Origin of the sequence: Sphingomonas sp. Leaf67 (genome assembly GCF_001421965.1) — a bacterium.
Classification (GTDB): domain Bacteria; phylum Pseudomonadota; class Alphaproteobacteria; order Sphingomonadales; family Sphingomonadaceae; genus Sphingomonas.
The window spans coordinates 167424-188284 of record NZ_LMLP01000020.1; the positions used below are offsets into that span (position 1 = coordinate 167424).

The window sequence follows — 20861 nt, forward strand, 5'->3', positions numbered from 1 at the left end:
AGACACGGATGTAATCTCGTTTGAGGGTATGCACGAAGGCCTCGGAGATGCCGTTGGRCTGCGGGCTGCGGACAGGGGTGAAGCAGGGTTTGAGGCCCAGCTGCCGGGCAAAGGTCCGTGTTTCGCGGGCGGTATAGGCCGAGCCGTTATCGGACAGCATCTCGACCGGCGTGGTCGCGCGCATGCCGCCGAAGCGGGTTTCCACGGCTTCCAGCATGATGTCGCGCACGTCCGAGCCGCTGATGCCGGCATTGGCGACCGCGCTCCAGGCGATGATCTCGCGGTCATGGGCATCGATGATGAAGGCGCCGCGCACGACCTCGCCGTTCCAGCAGGTGAAYTCGAAGCCGTCCGAGCACCAGCGCAGGTTGGAGCGGATCGTCACCACGACGCCGTCATGGCCATAGTCGGCCCGCTCGGTATAGCGCCGCGCCAGCAGCAGGCGGTCCGCCGCCATGATGCGATAGACGCGCTTGTGGTTGACCGGCGCCAGCCCTTCGGCGCGCTGCTGTCGATTGAGGACCGCCGCGATGCGGCGGTAGCCGTATGTTGGCCGCTGCGCGGCGATCTGGCGAATGCGGGGCAGCAAATCCGCATCCTCGGCCTTGGTGTACGGCCCGCGAGCCTTGGTGCTGCCGGCCAGGCGGTCGTACACCGTCGAGCGCCCGACCCCGAGCGTGCTGGCGACCAGGCTCACCGGATAGTCTTGGCGCGCTGCTGTCGATTGAGGACCGCCGCGATGCGGCGGTAGCCGTATGTTGGCCGCTGCGCGGCGATCTGGCGAATGCGGGGCAGCAAATCCGCATTTCGGCCTTGGTGTACGGCCCGCGAGCCTTGGTGCTGCCGGCCAGGCGGTCGTACACCGTCGAGCGCCCGACCCCGAGCGTGCTGGCGACCAGGCTCACCGGATAGTCTYCGGCAGCGGCGAGTGCATGAGCAAGCTCGCTTTTTTTGGGCGTGAACGCTCCAGCGCTTCCTTCRGGATCTCGACCTCCAGCGTCTTGCGGCCGAGCTGGCGCTCCAGTTCGCGGATGCGATTGTCCATCTCGCGGACCTGGCGGTTGCTGGTCACGTCATCGNGGGATCTCGACCTCCAGCGTCTTGCGGCCGAGCTGGCGCTCCAGTTCGCGGATGCGATTGTCCATCTCGCGGACCTGGCGGTTGCTGGTCACGTCATCGTCGCCGGCGACCGCTACGCTTCCGCCTTCCAGCATCAGCCGCCGCCAGCGGTACAGCAGGTTCGGCGCCACGCCGTTGCGGCGCGCCACCACCGAGATGCTCTCGCGACCGTCGAGCGTCTCCTCGACGATCCTCAGCTTCTCAGGCGTGCTCCAGTGACGGCGACGACCGCCGTCGGCGATGATCTGAGCTCATTTGGAACGTCACCCGGNGGCGCGCCACCACCGAGATGCTCTCGCGACCGTCGAGCGTCTCCTCGACGATCCTCAGCTTCTCAGGCGTGCTCCAGTGACGGCGACGACCGCCGTCGGYGATGATCTCGGACACGGACATAAGCCTATGCTCAGGGGATAGCCCCAAGCCTCCTTCTTAGGCTTAATTCCGTCCGGTCAAAACAGGGGCCAGTTCAATCGATTGGCAGCATATCTCCAACTTCGTTCGGTTTGCCCGTGCCAAAGGGTGCTGCGAGCATTGCGGTCGGAGACATCTGAAGCGCGTCTTCCATATGGGCGATGGACGATGGTGGAACGCCGAACGCCGAACGCCGGTATTGGCGGAATGGGCAGGGCAGGCGTCCGCACAGCAGCCTCGGCGGCATGGTACCCCGCCGAGTTCAGCCGATGGCTGTACGGACTCGATCGCGTCTTCAGCCGTGCCGAGCGGGGTTAATTGTTGGTCGAGGTACGCAACTGCCGTCATCTGCTGGCGATGGGCGCATGGTGGCCAGGCCCAACGGGCCGCGCCTCGATCCGGCGTTGCTGCCGCTTAAAGCACTCGAGCGCCTCATCCAGTGCCACCCCGACAGCGCGCTGGCTGATGCGCTGCATGTCGATTCGACGTATCGCCCCCGTGCAAAGTTGTATATCCCAGCGACATATCCAAATAGCGACGGTCTAGAAGGAGTGCGTCAGTTGACCCGGACCAACCTGTTCCAATCCAATCGTTCGCAGGCCGTCCGTCTGCCCAAGGATGTGGCGTTTCCCGAGGGTGTCCGCGAGGTCGCCATCCTGCGTGACGGAGACAGGCGTGTAATCGTGCCGGCGGACCGCCAGTGGGACGACTTCTTCGCTGCGTCTGGGATCGATATCGACGAGAACAAGCAGCCGGAAGCGCAGGTACGAGAGTCGTTCTGATGCTTCGCTACATGCTCGACACGAACCTGTGCATCCGGGTGCTGCGCGATCGGCCACAGACGATCCGGGAGCGGTTCAATGCCGAGGCCGATGGCCTGTGCATATCCAGTATCGTGCTGTTCGAGCTCCTCTACGGGGCTGCCAAATCCGCGCGCCCGATCGAGAACCGCAGCGAGGTCGAACGTTTCGCGAGCCGTTTGGACGTGCTGCCCTTCGACGACGATGCGGCAGCCCATGCCGGTGACATTCGCGCCGTTCTGGCGAGACAGGGGCGGATGATCGGTAGCTACGACCTGCTGATCGCGGGACATGCCCGCAGTCGGGGGCTGGTCGTTGTCACCGGCAACCTCGGCGAATTCGAACGGGTAGAAGGACTACGCTGCGAGGACTGGCTTCCTGCCCACTGAGCTGTTGCAGGGGAGAAGAGGGGGAGGGGTGGAGGTACACCGTGGTCCTGTCGCTGACGCTCGACGAGAACAAGGTCCAGCTCATCTGCGTGCGCATCCTCGCGTGGTTCTGGGACTGGGTTGGGTTCGATCAGACAAAGGCGGTCGACCTGCTGATGCCCGATGGTTCATGCCAACGCACCGTCATGGGCATGGTCCCCCATGTCGGCGAGGTCATCCGCGCGTGGAACAAGGCGACCCGCGGCCTCGTCGGTTCGCTGCTGATGGCCACCTTCGCCACCGTTCCGCTCGCCATCTGGTTCGTCGATTACTCGAAGCGGCGCGGGCGCGACATTCTCGCCGAACGCCACGAACGCGGGGCGGCGCTGGTCGAGCGCGACGTGCTGCGCAAGGAGCTTGGCGGCTACAACCGCGCCCAGTTCCTGAAGGAAGCCCGCGACCGCCACGCCTGACCGAAAAGCAGGTCGATACCTTCACCCGGAAGGCGCTTGCCGCAGCCGGACTGCCCCATTCCGTATCGGATCGAGCAGGCCCACACGACACTCATCGGGACCTTGCCCACCACCGTCATATTGTCGCGTTGCGCGATGCCGGAATGTGTGTTGCTCGAACCGCGGAACTGGCAGGACGCAGCATTGCGCAGGTCAAGCGCGTGACGGCGCTGCACCGCCAACGACTTGCTGGAACAGCGACCTCCAACCTTGCCGCGGCAGGAGTCCGTCTGACGGTGTTGTTCCCGGCGCGCTACAGGCGTGCGAACGGACGGTGATCGATGGGGTGACCATCCAGACCCAAGGGATGGTTCGAAGCGATGGCGAAACGCTCTTTCGTACGTTTCCAGACAGACGCTACACCGACACCCCCGTCAGCTGCTCGACCAGCTGCATCTGCCGCGGCAGGCAGACCGACAGGGCGCAACGGCCGACGGCGGTCGCCCGGGCGGCCTTGCGCAGGCGCAGATGGTCGCTGCGATCGGCGAGGGTGGCGATGATCCGGTCGGCGATGGCGGCGGGGTCGTGGAAGGGGACCAGATGCCCGTTGATGCCGGGTTCGAGGAATTCGAGCACCGGCGCGGTATCCGATGCGATCATGACGCACCCGGTCGCCATCGCCTCGACGAACGACCATGACAGCACGAACGGCACGGTCAGATAGGTGTGGACGCTGGAGACGCGCAGCAGCGACAGATAGTTCGCATAGGACAGCTTGCCGGTGAAATGGACGCGATCGGCGAACGGACCGGTGGTCAGCGGCACCTCCAGCTCCATCTGCTCGCGCCACGACCGCCCTTCGGGGGCGGGCGCGCCATAGCTGACCTGATCGCCGCCGGTGATGACGACCTGCGCTTCGGGCCGGGCGGTCAGGATGGCGGGCAGCGCGCGGATGAAGGACGGATAGCCGCGATAGGGTTCGAGGTTGCGCGCGACATAGGTGATGACCTCGTCCTGCCGCGACAGCGTGCGCCCGTCGGGCAGGCGAAAGCGCGCCGCCGGATCGGGCTTCACCACATCGGTCTCCACCCCGTCGAAGATGGTGCGGATGCGGGGCTGGTAGATGGCGGGATGGCGGCTGCGCTGCCATTCGGTCGGTGCGATGCCGGCATCGGCCATGTCGAGGCTGAGCAGCAGATGCGCGTTGCGCGCCCGCGTGCGACATACGGTGTCGAGATCGGCGGGCTGCGCCGGATCGAAACCGACATCGGCCCCGGCCCCGTGATAATAGAATTCGGCATAGCTGAGGATGACGGCGCGCGGGAACACGTCGCGCACGAACATCATCTCGCCCCAGCCCGGATGGCCGATGACGATCGTCGGCACGAATCCTTCGCGTTTCAGCTGGAGCAGCGTGCGCGCGACCTGCTGCCCGTAACGGACGCTGGCTTCGTACAGGCGGACATAATGATGGGTGGTCGGATTGGCCGGACGCGGCGCTTCATAGCCGACACAGCGGACGCCGGGAATATCGACGCCTTTGCCACGGGTTACGAAGACGACGCGATGTTTTCCCGATGCCGCCAGCGCGGGCGCAAGGTTCTTGAACTGCGCCGGCATGTTCTGGTGGATAAATAATATGTCCAACCGCAATACTCCATTCGGGGTAGGTGCGAATATTCAGAATGTGTCCTGTCAATAGACTGGTAAAACTATTGAGTATTTACGTTCAAGTAACCATTGTGTCGCGCATTTCCGACAATGGGTCGGATGGTTGATGACGATGGCGGGGGGCGCGCCGTCGGACGTGGGGGATGGCAGATGGCGAATTATAGCGGCACCACCGGTGGCGACAATTACTCGGGCACCGCCACGGACGACAGCATCGCCGGCAATGGCGGCAACGATACGCTGTACGGCAATGCCGGCAACGACAGCATCGACGGCGGCGACGGTAACGACGTGCTGTACGGCAATGACGGCAACGACACCGTGCGCGGCGGGGCGGGCGACGATGTCATCGAGGATTATCGCGGCAGCAACGTCCTCGACGGCGGCACCGGCAACGACACGTTCAACGGCATCGGCTATATGGACGGTGGCAGCACCGGCGGTGCCGACACGATCACCACCGGCGCGGGTCGCGACACGCTGCGCGTCGATGGCTATGGCGTCCGCAATTTCCCGCTGAGCTTCCTTGCCGACACCGTCACCGACTTCACCACCGGCGCGTCGGGCGACGTCATCGACCTGTCCGAGGTCGTCAACGACCTGATCGGCTATAGCGCGGGCACCAACCCGTTCCTCACCGGCTTCCTGTCGGCGGTGCAGTCGGGCAGCGACACGCTGATCCGCATCGATATCGATGCCGGCGCCACCGCGCACAGCATCAAGACGCTGCTGGTGCTGAAAAACGTCACCGCCACCGCGCTGGTCGCGAGCAATTTCGCGCCGAGCTGGAGCCCGACCGGGGCGGGCGAGACGATCACCGGCACCCCGCTGAACGATACGCTGACCGGTACCGATTCCAACGACCTGATCGACGGCGGGGCCTTTGCCGACCGGATCGATGGCGGCGGCGGCAACGACACGATCCGTGGCGGATCGATGGGCGACACGCTGATCGGCGGATATGGCAATGACTCGATCGATGGCGGCGACGGGCGTGATTCGATCCTTGGCGGGGCCGGCAACGACACGCTGATCGGCGGCGCGGGCGACGACATTTTCGAGGACAATGCCGGCGCGAACCTTATCAATGCCGGGGCGGGCGACGACGAGATCCGCTTCGTCGGCAGCGGCCGGAGCGAGGCGGGCGGCGCGGACACGATCACGCTGGGCGCGGGCAATGATACGCTGACGATCGACGGCTATGGCCTCTATGCGTATCCGTCGAACCAGCATACCGACATCGTCACCGACTTCGTGGCCGGCAGCACCGAGAACCGTGACGTCATCGACCTGAACGACGTCACCTCCTATCTGTCGGGCTGGGATTCGAACACCAATCCGTTCGCGACCGGATTCCTGCGGCTGCTCCAGTCGGGCAGCAACACGCTGTTGCAGGTGGACCGCGACGGTAGCGGCACCGGCGTTGGCTGGGTGTCGGTGCTGCAACTGAACGGCGTGACCGCGACCGCGATGACCGCCGCCAATTTCATCGGCTATGCACCCGCCGACAAGGGCTATGTCCTGACCGGCGGCGAAGGGCGCGACGTGCTGAACGGGTCGCTGGTCGCCGATACCCTGTCGGGCGGCGTCGGCAACGACGTGCTGGACGGCAATGCGGGCAATGACAGCCTCGATGGCGGGGCCGGCAACGACACGCTGTCTGGCGATATCGGCAACGATACGGTCGCGGGCGGCGACGGCAACGACACGCTCTACGGCAATGCCGGCAACGACAGTCTGACCGGCGGCGCGGGCAACGACTTTTTTCAGGATTATGAGGGCAACAACACGCTGGTCGGCGGCGATGGTGACGACCGGTTCGACTATGTCGGCTATGGTGCCGGCACCGACCGTTTCGTCGGCGGGGCGGGGCGCGACACGTTCCAGACCTATTATTACTATGCCGGGCAGGGCGCGGACACGATCGCCGGGTTCGAAGGCGGCGCGAACGGCGACGTCGTCGACGGCTACTGGAACTTCTCGAACCTCGCCACCGGCGCGAACCCGTTCACGACCGGGCATCTGCGGCTGATCGCCAGCGGCGGCAACACCCTGCTCCAGATCGACCAGGATGGCGGCGGCAATAGCTGGGCGACGTGGCTGACCTTCGAAGGGATCGCGCCCGCGGCCTTTACCCGCGACAATTTCACGCTGGGCTATGCGCCGAATGCGCAGGGGCTGGTGCTGACCGGCAGCGCGCTGGCGCAGGAGATCAACGGCTCCAACGACGGCGATACCATCACCGGGCTGGGCGGTAACGATACGCTGAGCGGCAATTACGGTGCGGACAGCATCGATGGCGGCACCGGCGACGACAGCCTGTATGGCGGCGGTCAGAACGACGCGCTGCTGGGCGGCGACGGCAACGACTATCTGAACGGCAATGACGGCGACGACGACGTCGAGGGCGGTTCGGGCGACGATCGGCTGTATGGCGAAGGCGGCAACGACACGCTGGCCGGCGATGCGGGCAACGACTATATCGATGGCGGCGACGGCAACGACAGCCTGATCGGCGGCGACGGCGACGACACGATCGAGGCGGTGTACGGCAACGACACGGTCATGGCCGGCGCGGGCAACGACAGCGTGCGGGGCGGCTATTACAGCTATGCCGGCAACGCGACGGTCGATCTGGGCGACGGCGACGACACGTTCAGCAGCGAAGTCGGCTATGGCGGGTCGGTCGATACCGTGACCGGCGGGACCGGGCGCGATACCTATATCCTGTCGGCCTATCCGACGACGACCGCCAACCTGACCGTCATCACCGATTTCGCGACCGGCGCGGGTGGCGACCGGCTCCAGATCGAAACCGATTATTTCTACAACTGGGACCCGTCGACCAACCCGTTCACCGCCGGCTATCTGCGCTTCACCACCGAAAGCGGCGTGGTCGTGCTCCAGGTCGACAACGACGCCGGTGCCACCGGCTATGCGTGGCGGACGATCGCGCGGTTCGCAGGAGTGACGAACCCGGCCGCCTTCACCGCCGACAATTTCACGACATGGTACCGCCCGGGCTTTGCCGGCGCGACCCTGACCGGCGATGCCAACAACCAGCGGATCGACGGCACGCCACTGGGCGACACCCTCTCCGGGCTGGGCGGTGATGACTCGCTCTATGGCGGCACCGGCAACGACAGCATCGATGGCGGCACCGGCAACGATGTTCTCGACGGCGGCGAGGGCAACGACACGCTGGTCGGCGGGGCCGGCAACGACACGCTGATCGGACAGGGCGGCAACGACAGCCTGTCCGGCGGCGACGGCGACGACGCCTTCAGCAGCTATGAATATGGTAACGACACCTTCGACGGCGGGGCCGGGGACGACAGTTTTAGTCTCTCATATGGCGATGACAGCTTCATCGGCGGCGACGGCGACGACAGTTTCGGCGACTATACCGGCGCAGATACGTCCATCGGCGGCGCGGGCGACGACCGCTTCGACTATGTCGGCTATTATCAGGGCAATGACAGCTATAGCGGCGGCACCGGGCGCGATCGCTACAACCTCTATTACCTGTTCAACCAGACGCCGATCGTCAGCACGATCACCGATTTCGCCACCGGCAGCGGCGGTGACCTGATCGTCCTCGATCAGGCCGGGCTGTCGCTGGGCGGCGAGCAGATGGATGCGACCAAGCTGATCTCGGGTGGCTGGATGCGGCTGCGCCAGGTCGGCAGCGATACCGCGGTCGATTTCGACCAGAATGGCGGCGGCGACAATTTCCAGCAATATCTGTTGCTCAAGAACGTCACCGCAACCGCGCTGACCCCCGACAATTTCACCCCCGACCTGCGTTCGACCGGCGTCTATGCGGTCCAGAGCGGCACGACCGGTGCCGACAGCTTCACCGGCGCGGGCCGCGACAATTATTCGGGGCTGGCCGGTAACGACACCATCAACGGCGCCTATGGCGACGACACGCTCTACGGCAATGAGGGCGCGGATTCGATCAGCGGCGGTGAACGCAGCGACCAGTTGTTCGGCGGCGCGGGCAACGACACGCTCGACGGCGGCGACGATAACGACGCGCTCTATGGCGAGGGTGACAACGACCTGCTGTCGGGCGGGGCAGGCGACGATTATCTGGACGGTGGTGCCGGTCTCGACACGCTGATCGGCGGCAGTGGCGACGACAATCTGTCGGGCAATAGCGAGGCCGACAGTCTCGATGGCGGCATTGGCAACGATACGCTGGATGGCGGTGCCGGCAACGACACGCTGTCGGGTGGCGACGGCAACGACCGGTTCCAGGACTATCAGGGCGCCAACAGCATCACCGGCGGGGCTGGCGACGATTATTTCCGCTATGTCGGCTATAGCGGTGCCACCGACACGCTGACCGGTGGCGACGGGCGCGATACCTATGAACTGACGTCGGTTTCGCCCGGCAGCGTGACCGCCGACCGGATCACCGATTTCGCGGTCGGGGCCGATGGCGATGTCGTCTCGCTGGCGTCGCTCGGCAGCTATTGGACCGGCTATGTCGCCGGCAGCAATCCGTTCGCGACGGGCTATCTGCGACTGGTGGTCAGCGGCAGCGACCGGGTGTTGCAGGTCGACTGGAACGGCGCGACCGGCGGGGCGACGTGGGTCGACCTCATCACCTTCGCCGGCAAGGCGGGCGCGACCTTTACCCGTGACAATTTCGTCATCGGCGATGTGCGGATCGATCCGGCCGGGATCGGCCAGACCGTTACCGGATCGGCACAGGACGACCGCATCGCCGGAACGGCCGATGCCGACAGCGTGACCGGCGGGTTGGGCGACGACACGATCGACGGCAATGGCGGGCATGATTCCGTCGCGGGCGGCGACGGCGACGACCTGCTCTACGGCGAACAGGGCAACGACACGCTGTCGGGCGATGCCGGCAACGACAATCTGCAAGGCGGGATCGGTAACGACAGCCTGACCGGCGGGGACGGCAACGATAATCTGAGCGGGCAGGAAGACGGCGACACGCTGGCCGGCGGGGCTGGCAACGATACCCTGTCCGGCGGCAGCGGCAACGACCGGATCGATGGCGGTACCGGCAACGATACGCTCGACGGCGAGGACGGCAACGACACGCTGCTCGGCGGCGACGGCAACGACCTGTTCCGCGATTATACCGGTGCCGACAGCATCGATGGCGGGGCCGGCGACGACCGGTTCGAATATGTCGGCTACAATACCGGCGCGGACACCATCACCGGCGGCACCGGCCGCGACAGCTATGTCTTCTATCCTTATGGGCAGCAGGTCCAGACGACCATCACCGACTTCGCGACCGGGGTCGACGGTGACGTCGTCGATGTGGCGCAATTGCTTGGACAGCTTCAGAATTACACCGGCACGGTCAATCCGTGGACCGACGGGCATTTCCGCCTGACCGCCGATGGTGGCACCGATACGCTGCTGCAATGGGACCGCGACGGCGGCGGCAATGCGTGGACGACGCTGATCCGGTTCCAGAACGTCCTGCCCGCCGCCTTCCAGACCGCGAACTTTACCGGTGGCTGGAGCATCGATGGTGCGGGCCAGTTGCAGCAGGGCAGCGACGGCGACGACCGGGTCACCGGGTCGAACGACCGCGATACGCTGATTGGTGGCCTCGGCGACGATACGCTGAACGGCGGCAACGGCAATGACAGCATCGTCGGCGGGGCCGGCAACGACAATCTGACCGGGGATGGCGGGAACGACACCATCGTCGGCGATGCCGGAAACGACACGATCGATGGCGGCGATGGCAATGACAGCCTCAGCGGCGGGCTTGGCGACGACACGATCGAGGGTAGCGGGGGGAACGATACCATCAGCGGCGGGGCGGGTAACGACCGGCTGTCCGACTATGGTGGTACGAACGTCATCGATGGCGGCGATGGCGATGACCTGTTCTACAATATCGGTTCGTGGCAGGGACAGGCCGTCACGAACACGCTGACGGGTGGTCTCGGGCGCGATACGTACGACTTCTACGAATATTCGATCCGCTATCCGGTGGCGGGTTCCGGCATAACGACGATTACCGACTTCACCGCCGGTACCGGTGGCGACGTCATCAACCTCGGCACCGGCTATATGTCCGGCGTCGATGGCGGCAATCCGTTCGAAACCGGCCATATGCGACTGTTGCAGGACGGTGCCGACACGCTGTTGCAGGTCGATCATGACGGCACCGCCGCCACGCTTGGCTGGCAGACGGTCGCGCGGTTGCAGAATGTCGTGGCGACGGCGCTGAACTACGACAATTTCGCGAATGGCGTCGGTCCGGTCGGCGTTACCCGCACCGGTACCCAGCTTGGCGACGATATCGATGGTACCAACAGCCCCGACCGGATCGAGGGGCTGGGCGGCGACGACACGATCGACGGTGGCATGGGCCGCGACACGATCCTCGGCGGTGCCGGCCGCGACCGGATCGATGGCGGACAGGGCGATGACAGCCTGTCGGGCGGCGACGGCAACGACTGGTTCAACGACCAATATGGCCAGAACACCGTATCGGGTGGCGATGGCGACGATACGTTCAGCTATGTCCGCGGCGTCGTGTCGGGTGATGCCGGCGACGATGTTTTCGACAATGTCGGCTATGACACTGTCGTCGACACGCTCGATGGCGGTGCCGGGCAGGACGTGTTCCGCCTGAACGGCTATTATCTGCGCTATGGCGACGGCACCGCCGACGTCATCCAGAACTTCACCGCAGGGGCGGGCGGCGACGTGCTCGACGTGTCGAACGTCGTGGCCTATTTCAGCAACTTCACCGCCGGGCAGAACCCGTTCCTGACCGGGCATATGCGCCTGCTGGGCGCGGCGGGCGAACTGTTCCTGCAGGCCGATTTCGACGCCGCCGGCACCGCCACGGGCTGGAAGACGATCGCGATCCTGCGGGGCATGGACACGTCGGTGTCCGAGGAACTGACCCTCTACAACTTCACGCCATCGATTTCGCCCAGCGGCATCGGCCTGTTGATCCAGGGCAGCGAGGCGGCAGATTCGCTGCCGGGATCGAATTCGAACGACACGATCGAAGGGCTGGGCGGCAACGATACCATCGACGGCAATGGCGGCGACGATTCGATCTCGGGCGGTGCCGGCGACGACCGGATCGAGGGCGATACCGGCAACGACACGCTGCGCGGCGATGCCGGCAACGACACCATCACCGACCTGACCGGCACCAACCGGATCGAGGGTGGCGCGGGCAATGACTATCTGAGCGGCACCGGCACCCTGCTGGGCGGGGCGGACAACGACCAGCTCTTCGGGTCGGGATTGCTCGACGGCGGCGACGGCGACGACGCGATGTCGCTGTACAGCGGCACCGCGACGGGCGGTGCCGGCAACGACACGCTCGACGCGTCGTCGGCGGGTGCGGGCGTGCAGATGACCGGTGATGCCGGCAATGACAGCCTGCGCGGATCGGCGTCGGCCGACCGACTGGACGGCGGCGCGGACGCCGACACGATCGATGGCGGCGCGGGGGCCGATACGCTGCTCGGCGGTACCGGCGACGACCTGCTGTTCGCCGGTGCCGGTGCCGACAGCGTCGACGGCGGCAGCGGATCGGACGTGGTTCGCGTGGCCGGGCGGATGGCCGATTTCTCGATCACCGCCGGGGCCAATGGCACGACGATCCTGACCGACCTGCGCAGCGGCAGCCCATTCGGCACCGATACGCTGTCGGGGGTCGAGCTGCTCCAGTTCGACGACGACGAATATGCGCTGGTCAGCACGCCCGGCATCTTCTGGCAGGACAGCGCCGGCATCGACGACCGCATTCCCAATGCGACGCTGACCTCGGCCACGCTGGCCGGCGACGACACGCTCTATGGCAATTCGGGCTTCGACATCATCGATGCCGGCTTCGGCAATGACTCGGTGCGCGGCGGCGTCGGCAACGACGTGCTGTACGGTCAGTCGGGCCGCGACACGCTGGAGGGTGGCGAGGGCGACGACACGCTGTGGGGCGGGACGGGCCAGGACGTGCTCGACGGCGGCGACGATGCCGACTGGCTGTATGGCGATGCCGGGTCGGACACGTTGCGCGGCAGCACCGGCAACGACCGGTTGGAGGACAGCCTCGGCAGCAACCGCCTGTACGGGGATACCGGCAACGACACGCTGATCGGAACGGGCACCCTGGAAGGCGGCATCGGCAACGACGCGCTCTCGGGCAGCGGGCTGCTCGATGGCGGCGTCGGCAACGATGCGCTGTCGGGCGAGGGCACGCTGATCGGGGGCGACGGCATCGACACGCTGTCGGGGTCGGGAACGCTGCTCGGCGGGATCGGCAACGACGCGATCAACATCGTGTCGGGGGCCGCCTATGGCGAGGCGGGCAACGACACCATCGCCACCGCCTATCCGTGGAGCGGGCCGGTCACCATGGACGGTGGTGCCGGCGACGATCGCCTGATCGGATTCTATGGCACGCGTGAGACGCTGCTGGGTGGCGACGGGTCCGACACGCTGTCGGGCGGACGCTATCCGGGCGTGTCGGGCGATAACGACAGCCTCGACGGCGGGGCGGGCAACGACACGCTCGACGGCGGCGATGGCGACGACACGATCGTCGGCGGCGGCGATTACGACGTCGCGCTGTATAGCGGGACGCGCGCCTTCGCATCGGTGATCCGCGATGGCAATGGCGGCTATATCGTCGCCGACAACCGCGACGGGCGCGGCGTCGACGGCACCGATCAGGTGCGCGGCATCACCACGCTGCGCTTCACCGACCTCGATTTCGACGTGACCGCCAACACCGGCATCGTCGTGAGCGGCACGACCGCCGCCGACGGCCTGACCGGCACCGCGTTCGACGACAGCATCACCGGCGGTGACGGCAACGACACGATCGACGGCCTCGCCGGTAACGACCGGATCGTCGCCGGCAGCGGCGCGGACAGCGTCGCCGGGAGCGCCGGCAACGACGTGATCTATGGCGAAGCCGGGGCCGACACGATCGACGGCGGCACCGGGGCCGACTGGATCGATGGCGGTGCCGATGGCGACAGCATCGCCGGCGGCGACGGCAACGATACCATCGTCCAGAGCGCGGGGGCCGACACGATCGACGGCGGCGCGGGCGACGATCGCATCACCGACTATGACGACAACGGCAACGTCCTGTCGGGCGGCGACGGCAACGACACGATCGGCGGCAACGGCACGCTGACCGGCGGCTTGGGCAACGATCAGCTGAACGGCAGCGGGCTGCTCGACGGGGAGGGCGGCAACGACACGCTGAACGGATCGGGGCTGGTGCGCGGCGGCGACGGCAACGACGTCGTCTATGTGTCGAGCGGCAGCGGGCAGGGCAATGACGGCAACGACACGCTGTCGGGCTATTATGCCAGCGACCTGCTGCTCGACGGCGGGTCGGGCGCGGATTCGATCTCGGGCGGCAGCGGCAGCGACACGCTGCTCGGCGGTGCGGGCGACGACACCCTTTGGGGCGGCGGCGGGACCGATACCGTCTATGGCGGGTCGGGCTTCGACAAGCTGGTCTATACCGGCCGCCGGTCGGACTATAGCATCGTCAACAACAGCGACGGCAGCATCACCGTGCAGGACCTGCGCGGCGGCAGCCCCAACGGCACCGACCGGGTGTACGGCGTCGAGCTGCTCCAGTTCGACAGCGGCGACGAACAGACGCTGCCGGGCAGCAATGTCGGGCTGGTGCTGACCGGCACCGCGTTCGACGACATCCTGATCGGCGACAGCGGCAACGACACCATCACCGGCCTTGCCGGTAACGACCGTCTGGGCGGCGACGACGGCAACGACATCATCGATGCCGGGGCGGGCAACGACGTGCTGACCGGCGATTCCGGGTCGGACACGCTGACCGGCGGGACCGGCAACGACTATATCGACGGCGGCACCGGCACGGACTCGATCAGCGCGGGCGACGGCAACGACACCGTCTATGGCGGCCTTGGCGACGACACGATCGATGCCGGGGCGGACGCCGATTATGTCGAGGATGTCGGCGGGTTGAACCGCATCCTCGGCGGCACCGGCAACGACACGCTGAACGGCAACGGTTCGCTCTATGGCGGCGACAATGACGATCGCCTCTATGGCACCGGGCTGTTGTCGGGCGATGCCGGCAACGACAGCCTCACCGGCTATGGCACCCTCGATGGTGGGATCGGCGCGGACCTGTTGCAGGTCGGCACCGGCGGCACCGGCACCGGCGGGGCGGGCAACGACACGCTGTCGGGCTGGTCGCCCACGGGCTATGACGGCGCGCAGACGCTCGACGGCGGGGCCGACAACGACGTCGTTTATGGCAATTGGGGTGCCGACAGCCTGATCGGCGGCACCGGCAACGACTGGCTGTCGGGCGGCGATGCCAGCGACACGCTGGTCGGCGGCGATGGCGAGGATACCGCCTCGTTCGAGCTGGCGCGGGAGACCGCATCGGTGATCCGCGACGGCAATGGCGGCTATTTCGTCGTCGACAATCGCCGCAACTTCGGCACCGATCGCCTGTCGGGCGTCGAACGGGCGACCTTCGCCAACGCCGCCTTCGCCCTGTCGGCGGCGACGGCGGGGATGGTGTTCACCGGATCGGCGGGCAACGACACGCTGACCGGCACCGAACTCGACGATTCGATCAGCGGCGCGGGGCTGCCGGCCGGCGTCACCGCGCCCAACACCGGCATCGACGATCCCGATCAGGACCGGGGCGACGACCGCCTGTTCGGTCTGGGCGGCAACGACCGCATCTTCGGCGGGCGCGGTGCCGACCTGCTCGACGGCGGCGTCGGCTATGACGTGCTCGACGGCGGGGCCGACAACGACACGCTGCTGGGCGGCAGCGACGACGATCAGCTGTTCGGCGGCGCGGGCAATGACAGCCTCGACGGCGGCACCGGCAACGACACCATCGATGGCGGCACCGGCAACGACCGGGCGCTCGGCGGTGATGGCGACGACGTCATCACCGGCGGCGGCGGCACCGACGAACTGATCGGCGGTGCCGGCCGCGACGCGCTGTCTGGCGACGGTACGCTCAGCGGCGGCGAAGGCGACGACGTCCTGTCGGGCAGCGGCCAGTTGCTGGGCGAGGCTGGCAACGACAGCATCTCGATCGGGTCGGGCAATGCCTTTGGTGGTGACGGCAACGACGCGATCACCGGCTATGGCATCCTGCGTGGCGAGGCGGGCAATGACGCGCTCGGCGTCTATACCGGCGCGATCGGCTATGGCGATGCCGGCAACGACACGCTTTACGGCACCGCGCCCGGCGGCATCGACGGCGCACAGACGCTGGACGGTGGCGAGGGCGACGACGTCCTGTACGGCAATTATGGCGAGGATTCGCTGCTCGGCGGCGGCGGTGCCGACTGGATTTCGGGCGGTGCCGGCAACGATGTCATCGACGGCGGCAGCGGCGGCGATTTCCTCGCGGGCAATGGCGGCAACGACACCATCGACGGCGGCGGGTCGGGCGCGCTGACCCCCGACATCGTCCGCTATTACGGCAATCGCAACGACTTCACAGTGACCGAGACCAATGGCGTCGTCACCGTCACCGACAACCGCCCCGGATCGCCCGAGGGCACCGACAGACTGACCAATGTCCGCGTGCTGCGCTTCGACGATGCCGATTACATCGCAAAGGCCAATCCCGGCGTTTATCTGCGCGGCGGATCGGGCAACGACACGATCGGCGACATCACCACCGGATCGTCGTCGGGCGTGGTCAACGTCACCAATCCGTCGGGGCCACGCTTCGCCGGATCGGGCGACGACACGCTGGAGGGCCAAGGCGGCAATGACTCGATCCGCGGTCTGGCGGGCGAGGACAGCATCCTCGCCGGTGTGGGCAACGACAGCGTTGATGGCGGGACCGAAGCCGACCGCATCTATGGTGAGGCGGGCGACGACCTGCTCGACGGCGGCGACGACGACGATCTGGTCGTCGGCGGCACCGGCAATGACTCGATCGTCGGCGGGACGGGCGAGGATATTCTGGCCGGCGGCGACCTGACCATCACCCAACCGGTCGATCCGGTCACCGGTTTGCCGGTGGGTGGTCCGGTGCTGGGCGTCGAGACGATCGGCGGCGGCAACGACACGCTGCGCGGCGGGGACGACGACGACAGCATCTATGGCGGATCGGGCCTCGACAGCCTGTCCGGCGATGCCGGCAACGACCTGATCTATGGCGGCATGGATGCCGACACGATTGACGGCGGCACCGGCGACGACGCGCTGTATGGTGAGGACGGCAACGACATCCTGACCGGCGGTTCGGGCGTCGATACGCTGTCGGGCGGTGCGGGCAACGACGCGCTGACCGGCTTCGGCATGCTGTCGGGCGATGCCGGCAACGATACGCTGACCGGCGGCGGCACGCTGTCGGGCGGCGAGGGGGCCGATATCCTGACCGCGGGCAGCGGCGACGACCTGCTCGACGGTGGCGACGGCGACGATACGCTGACCGCCGGTGATGGCAGCGACACGCTGATCGGCGGGGCGGGTACCGACCGGGCGATCATCGGCGGCCAGCGTGCCAACTTCACCGTCGCGGCGGGCGATGGCGGCGTGTACGTCATCGACAATCGCGGCGGCGGCGGCACCGATTTCCTGACCGGCATGGAAACGATCCAGTTCGCCGATGTGACGCAAGGCGCGGTCGGCGGCAGCGTGCTGCATGGCGACGACGGTGCCAATGCGCTGACCGGCACCGCGCTCGACGACTATCTGCTCGGGGAATCGGGTAACGACACGCTGATCGGCGCGGCCGGCAACGACCGCATCTTCGGCTATAACGACGATGACTCGATCGCGGGCGGCAGCGGCAACGACGCGCTGTTCGCCGGGGCCGGCAACGATACGGTCGATGGCGGCGACAATGACGACCTGATCGACGGTTTCGACGGGGCCGACAGCCTGTTGGGCGGGACCGGCAACGATACCGTCACCGGCGGCTTCGGCAACGACACCATCGACGGCGGCATCGGCAACGACGTGCTGGCGGGCGACGCCAACCACGACAGCCTGTCGGGCGGCGCGGGCAGCGATACGCTGACCGGCGGATCGGGCGACGACACGCTCGACGGCGGGGCCGACAACGACGTGCTGAACGATGGCGACGGTGCCAACCGGATGGACGGCGGTGCCGGCAACGACACCCTGTCCGGGTCGGGCACGCTGCTCGGCGGTCTCGGCAACGATCAGCTGGGCGGAACCGCCGATGCGTGGCTCGACGGTGGAGCCGGCGACGACACGATCGGCGGCAGCGGCGCGAACCTGTATGGCGGCGACGGCAACGACCGGATCACCGGATCGTCGGGGGCGGACACGCTGACCGGCGGCGACGACAGCGGTGCCGATACGCTGGACGCCGGGGCCGGCAACGACGTGTTGTTGGGCGGTGCCGGCGACGACCGGTTGGTCGGCGGCGGCGGCAACGACCGGATCGACGGCGGCAATGGCAATGACATCGCCCTCTATTCCTCGGTCCGCGCCGACTATACGATCACGCAGGAATCGCCGGGCGTGTTCCGCGTCGTCGACAATCGCGGCGGGCTTGGCCCCGATGGCGACGACACGATCACCGGCGTCGAACTGCTGCGCTTCACCGATCAGGATCTGGTGCCCAGCGACGGCAATACCGGCATCGTCTATGACGGCAACGACGCCCCCGACAATCGTACGGGTGGCGAGGGCGACGATACGCTGCGCGGCTTCGGCGGCAACGATACGCTGGACGGCGGGCCGGCGGGCAATGACAGCCTCGACGGCGGCAATGGCAACGACATCCTGATCGGCGGCACCGGCAACGATATCCTCGACGGCGGCGACGGCATCGACACGATGACCGGCGGCACCGGCAACGACCTGTACCGGGTCGAGGATGCCGCCGATATGATCGTCGAGGCGGCGAGCGGCGGCATCGACACGGTCGAGGCCGACTTGCCCGGCGGATCGGTGGCGACGATCAGCACCTATTCGATCGCGTCGCTGACCAATGTCGAAAACCTGACCTATACCGGCGGGCTGCGCTTCGTCGGCACCGGCAATGCCCTTGCCAACGTCATCACCGGTGGTGCGCTGGCCGATACCCTGAACGGCGGCGCGGGCAACGACACGCTGATCGGCGGCACGGGTGCGGATTCGATGATCGGCGGCACCGGCGACGACACCTATGAGGTCGATCTGTCGACCGATATCGTCGTGGAATCGTCGGGCGGGGGCACCGACACGGTCCGCACCGCGCTCGGCAACCTGACCATCGCATCGTTCGCGAACGTCGAAAACCTCGTCTATACCGGTACCGCCGGCTTCGTCGGCACCGGCAACGCATCGAGCAACCGCATGACCGGCGGGGCGGGCAACGACACGCTGTCGGGCGGGTCGGGCAACGACACGCTCGACGGCGGCGCGGGCGTCGACCGTCTGGAGGGGGGATCGGGCAACGACACCTATCTCGTCGACACCACCACCGACACGCTGGTCGAAGTGTCGGGTGGCGGCACCGATACCATCGTCACCGGCCTGTCGAGCTGGACGCTGGCGCTGTATTTCGAAGCGCTCACCTATACCGGCACCGCGGCGTTCACCGGCACCGGCAACGCCTCAGCCAACACCCTGACCGCCGGCAGCGGCAACGATACGCTGCGCGGCGGTACCGGCGACGACAATCTCGTCGGCGGTGCGGGCAATGACTCGCTGGTCGGGGAGGGCGACGACGATACGCTCGACGGTGGCGCGGGTGACGATACGCTCGACGGCGGGTCGGGCAACGACGTCTATGTCCTCGACGGCAACGACCTGATCGTCGAGGCGGCGAATGGCGGCCGCGATACGGTACGGACCGCTCGCAACGCCTACACGCTGGCCGCCAATTTCGAGAGTGTCGTGTTCACCGGCACCGGGGCGTTCACCGGCACCGGCAACGAACTGGCCAATGCGCTGACCGGCGGCAGCGGCAACGACCTGCTCTATGGCCTCGTCGGCAACGACACGCTGAACGGCGGGGCCGGGGCGGACACGATGGACGGCGGCATCGGCAACGACACCTATTATGTCGACAACATCGCCGACGTGATCGTCGAGGCGGCCGGCGGCGGCACCGACACGATCGTCACCTCGCTCGCCAGCTTCACGCTCGCCGCCAACCTCGAAAGCCTGAGCTTCAACGGCACCACCGGCTTCACCGGCATCGGCAACGACGTCGCCAATGCCCTGACCGGCGGGAAATATGCGGACTCGCTGACCGGCGGTGCCGGCAACGATACGCTCAGTGGCGGGGCCGGGGCCGACACGCTGACCGGCGGCACCGGCGACGACGGGTACGTGATCGACAATATCGGCGACGTGATCGTCGAGGCGGTCGGCGAGGGGACCGACACGGTCACTACCTCGCTGGTCAGCTACACGCTGGGCGCCAACCTGGAAAAACTTACCTATTCCAGCAGCAAGGCCTTCACCGGCACCGGCAACACGTTGAACAACGTCATCACGTCCGGCAGCGGTGCCGATCTGCTGCGCGGCCTCGACGGCAACGACACGCTGTCGTCGGGCAGCGGCAACGATACGCTGGAGGGCGGTACGGGCAGCGACGTGCTGACCGGCAGCACCGGCGGCGACGTGATGACCGGCGGTACGGGGGCGGATCGCTTCGTCTTTACCAAGGTGAGCGACTTCGGAACGGCCGCTCTGCTCGACCGGATCACCGACTTCGTCGCGGCGGACGGCGATCGCATCGACCTCGCGACGATCGATCCGTCGAGCGCCAGCGGGAACCAGGCGTTCACCTTCATCGGCACCGCCGCGTTCACGACGACGACCCACACGACCTATGAACTACGGTATCAAGTCGCGGCCGACGGCTACCTGCTGGTACAGGGCGACAGCAACCGTGACGGCGTCGCCGACTTCGCGTTCCTGCTGTATGCGACGTCGCTCGGCGCGGGGGATTTCCTCCTGTGATGGCTTGCCGGCGGTCGGTGCCTTTCATGGCACCGGCCGCTTGTGCCGGCATCGCTTTTTTGCAACGCAACATTCTTCGGCCCGGAAAA

Annotated in this window: 5 protein-coding genes and 3 pseudogenes; 4 read left to right on the forward strand and 4 right to left on the reverse strand. The window is 66.8% G+C overall.

Annotation, left to right across the window (positions count from 1 at the left end; genetic code table 11):
* The 3 pseudogenes from ASE90_RS11695 to ASE90_RS20635 all read right to left on the reverse strand — a co-directional run.
* Positions 1-718: pseudogene (locus ASE90_RS11695) on the reverse strand (IS3 family transposase); the annotation flags it as partial.
* A 14-nt stretch (positions 719-732) separates the two neighbouring features.
* Positions 733-1079: pseudogene (locus ASE90_RS20630) on the reverse strand (IS3 family transposase); the annotation flags it as partial.
* Position 1080: 1 nt separating this feature from the next.
* A pseudogene (locus ASE90_RS20635) lies at positions 1081-1364 on the reverse strand (transposase); the annotation flags it as partial.
* Positions 1365-1898: 534 nt separating this feature from the next.
* Between ASE90_RS20635 and vapB the strand changes: the two are divergent.
* Genes vapB through ASE90_RS11720 form a run of 3 tightly spaced genes read left to right on the forward strand, consistent with a single transcriptional unit; the run spans position 1899 to position 3171 of the window.
* Complete coding sequence (vapB, locus tag ASE90_RS20855) at positions 1899-2312, forward strand: type II toxin-antitoxin system VapB family antitoxin (protein WP_268795011.1); 414 nt, start codon at positions 1899-1901, stop codon at positions 2310-2312.
* An 11-nt stretch (positions 2313-2323) separates the two neighbouring features.
* Positions 2324-2719 carry a type II toxin-antitoxin system tRNA(fMet)-specific endonuclease VapC gene (gene vapC, locus ASE90_RS11715; protein WP_321163782.1) on the forward strand — a complete coding sequence of 132 codons (396 nt, stop codon included), beginning with the start codon at positions 2324-2326 and terminating at the stop codon, positions 2717-2719.
* Positions 2720-2760: 41 nt separating this feature from the next.
* Entirely contained in the window at positions 2761-3171 is a 411-nt protein-coding gene (locus ASE90_RS11720) for a hypothetical protein (RefSeq protein WP_056000585.1), read from the forward strand.
* A gap of 396 nt (positions 3172-3567) precedes the next feature.
* Here ASE90_RS11720 and ASE90_RS11725 read toward each other — a convergent pair whose 3' ends face one another.
* Complete coding sequence (locus ASE90_RS11725) at positions 3568-4797, reverse strand: glycosyltransferase family 4 protein (RefSeq protein ID WP_056000588.1); 1230 nt, start codon at positions 4795-4797, stop codon at positions 3568-3570.
* Positions 4798-4971: 174 nt separating this feature from the next.
* Here ASE90_RS11725 and ASE90_RS20860 point away from each other — a divergent pair, with 174 nt between their 5' ends.
* Positions 4972-20772: a type I secretion C-terminal target domain-containing protein gene (locus ASE90_RS20860; RefSeq protein WP_321163783.1), complete on the forward strand. Its 15801-nt coding sequence runs from the start codon at positions 4972-4974 to the stop codon at positions 20770-20772.
* Positions 20773-20861 lie beyond the last annotated feature (89 nt).